The organism is Desertivirga brevis (assembly GCF_017355835.1).
On record NZ_JAFEWF010000021.1, the window covers coordinates 1 to 3,277 of the forward strand.

At 48.2% G+C, this 3,277-nt stretch carries 2 rRNA genes; both read right to left on the reverse strand.

Annotation, left to right across the window (positions count from 1 at the left end):
* Positions 1–9: 9 nt before the first annotated feature.
* Positions 10–121, reverse strand: a 5S ribosomal RNA gene (gene rrf, locus J4N25_RS26655).
* 169 nt (positions 122–290) lie between these two features.
* Positions 291–3,161: ribosomal RNA gene (locus tag J4N25_RS26660) — 23S ribosomal RNA — on the reverse strand.
* Positions 3,162–3,277: the final 116 nt, after the last annotated feature.

Consider the following 3,277-nt stretch of genomic DNA (forward strand, 5'->3'; position numbering starts at 1 on the left):
TTGAATAAAAGTTGGCACCGACCTACTCTCCCACATTTTACTGCAGTACCATTGGCTCTGGCGGGCTTAACTTCTCTGTTCGGAATGGGAAGAGGTGGACACCGCCGATATAGGCACCTGAAGAAGGTGTAAGCTGAAAGCTTAAAGCATAATGCTTCTTGCTAGCGCTTAATATCATTTTTGTTTTACTTAAGCAGGGGAAAGCTTTCTGCTTTCTCCTTGGTGCTTTAAGCTCAACTAAGACATGTATTGAAAGAAGTAATTTAGAAAACAACAGCCGTATATCTGCTCTAAGAAAGCTTCGGATGATTAGTACTACTTGACTATGGTGTCACCACCTTTACATCTGTAGCCTATCAACGTAGTAGTCTCCTACGATCCTATATGGAAAACTCATCTCGTGGCTAGTTTCGCACTTAGATGCTTTCAGCGCTTATCTATTCCAAACGTAGCTACTCTGCAGTACAGCTGGCGCCATAACAGATTCACTAGAGGTTTGTCCAACCCGGTCCTCTCGTACTAAGGTCAGCCCCACTCAATTTTCCTACGCCCACAACAGATAGGGACCGAACTGTCTCGCGACGTTCTGAACCCAGCTCGCGTGCCACTTTAATCGGCGAACAGCCGAACCCTTGGGACCTTCTCCAGCCCCAGGATGTGACGAGCCGACATCGAGGTGCCAAACCTCCCCGTCGATATGAGCTCTTGGGGGAGATCAGCCTGTTATCCCCAGCGTACCTTTTATCCTTTGAGCGATGGCCCTTCCATGCAGAACCACCGGATCACTATATCCGTCTTTCGACCCTGATCGACTTGTCTGTCTCACAGTCAAGCAAGCTTTTGCTATTGCACTCCACGTACGGTTACCAAGCGTACTGAGCTTACCTTTGAAAGCCTCCGTTACCTTTTTGGAGGCGACCACCCCAGTCAAACTACCCACCAAACAATGTCCTCGTCTCAGACGAGTTAGACACCGAGTACAAAAAGGGCCGTATTTCAAGGTTGGCTCCACAATGGCTGGCGCCACTGCTTCAATGCCTCCGGCCTATCCTACACATCTTGTACCCAATATCAATGTTAAGTTGTAGTGAAGGTGCATGGGGTCTTTCCGTCCCGTTGCGGGTAACCGGCGTCTTCACCGATACCACAATTTCACCGAGCTCATGGCTGAGACAGCGCCCAGATCGTTACACCATTCGTGCAGGTCGGAACTTACCCGACAAGGAATTTCGCTACCTTAGGACCGTTATAGTTACGGCCGCCGTTTACTGGGGCTTCGATTCAATGCTTCGCCTTGCGACTAACATCCCCTCTTAACCTTCCAGCACCGGGCAGGTGTCAGGCCTTATACCTCATCTTTCGATTTTGCAAAGCCATGTGTTTTTGTTAAACAGTCGCCTGGGCCTTTTCACTGCGGCTCTATCGCTAGAGCGCCCCTTCTCCCGAAGTTACAGGGCCATTTTGCCGAGTTCCTTAGCCATGATTCACTCGAGCACCTTAGGATTCTCTCCTCGACTACCTGTGTCGGTTTACGGTACGGGTTTTTATAACCTGAAGCTTAGCGGGTTTTCTTGGAAGTCTGATTACCTGCACTATTGGCGCCCCCGAAGGTTTGCCATACTATCAGCTTTCAGCAAGACTCACGGATTTGCCTATGAATCTTATACCTACGGCCTTTAACGATCTATTCCGTCAGATCGCGGCAGTGTCACTACTCCGTCTCCACATCGCAGTTATAAAAAGTACTGGAATATTAACCAGTTGTCCATCGGAATCTCCACCCGGATTATCCTTAGGCCCCGACTAACCCTGATCCGATTAGCGTTGATCAGGAAACCTTAGTCTTTCGGTGGGCAGGTTTCTCGCCTGCCTTATCGTTACTTATGCCTACATTTGCTTTTCTATAATCTCCACCATACATTACCATACGGCTTCACTGACGATAGAATGCTCCCCTACCACAGAATAAATTCTATCCATAGCTTCGGTATACCTCTTGATGCCCGTTTATTATCCATGCCCGACCGCTCGACTAGTGAGCTGTTACGCACTCTTTAAATGAATGGCTGCTTCCAAGCCAACATCCTAGCTGTCTGTGCAGTCGGACCTCGTTAGTTCAACTTAGAGGTAATTTAGGGACCTTAGCTGATGGTCTGGGTTCTTTCCCTCTCGGCGCGTGACCTTAGCACCCCGCGCCTCACTGCAGACCATATTTCATAGCATTCGGAGTTTGTCTGGATTTGGTAGGATTTGACTCCCCCGCACCCAATCAGTAGCTCTACCTCTATGAAACTCTATGTCCACGCTGTTCCTAAAAACATTTCGGGGAGTACGAGCTATTTCCCAGTTTGATTGGCCTTTCACCCCTACCCTCAGGTCATCCGGAAACTTTTCAACGTTTATCGGTTCGGTCCTCCAGTACATGTTACTGCACCTTCAACCTGCCCAAGGGTAGATCACAAGGTTTCGCGTCTACCTCCTCTGACTATACGCCCTATTCAGACTCGCTTTCGCTTCGGCTTCGTAGCTGAACTACTTAACCTTGCCAGAGAAGAGTAACTCGTAGGCTCATTATGCAAAAGGCACGCCGTCACACTTTACAGTGCTCCGACCGCTTGTAAGCACACGGTTTCAGGTTCTATTTCACTCCCCTGTTCGGGGTTCTTTTCACCTTTCCCTCACGGTACTGGTTCACTATCGGTCTCTCAGGAGTATTTAGCCTTACCGGATGGTGCCGGCAGATTCCCACAAGGCGTCTCCGACCTCGCAGTACTCAGGATACCACTACCATACTATCGTTTACGAATACGTGGCTGTCACACGCTATGGCCAGGTTTCCCACCCTGTTCTTCTTAGCTTTAGTATCGATATCGTGGTCCTACAACCCCAGGTATGCCGTAACATAACTGGTTTGGGCTCTTTCCATTTCGCTCGCCACTACTCTGGAAATCATTATTATTTTCTCTTCCTATGCCTACTTAGATGTTTCAGTTCAGCACGTTCGCGCATTTGCAACTATTCTTCAAATAGTTAGGTTTCCCCATTCAGAAATCTACGGATCAATTCGTATTTGCCAATCCCCGTAGCTTATCGCAGCTTATCACGTCTTTCATCGCCTCTGAGAGCCAAGGCATTCCCCGTGTGCCCTTTCTTACTTTCTTCTACTTTACCTGCTTTTGCTCAGGTAAGTATGCTTTTGTTAGTTCTGGTATTGCTACCGTCACCTAACTGTTGTCTTCTCTTACAATTACTTCTTCCAATATGTCAAAGAACTTTT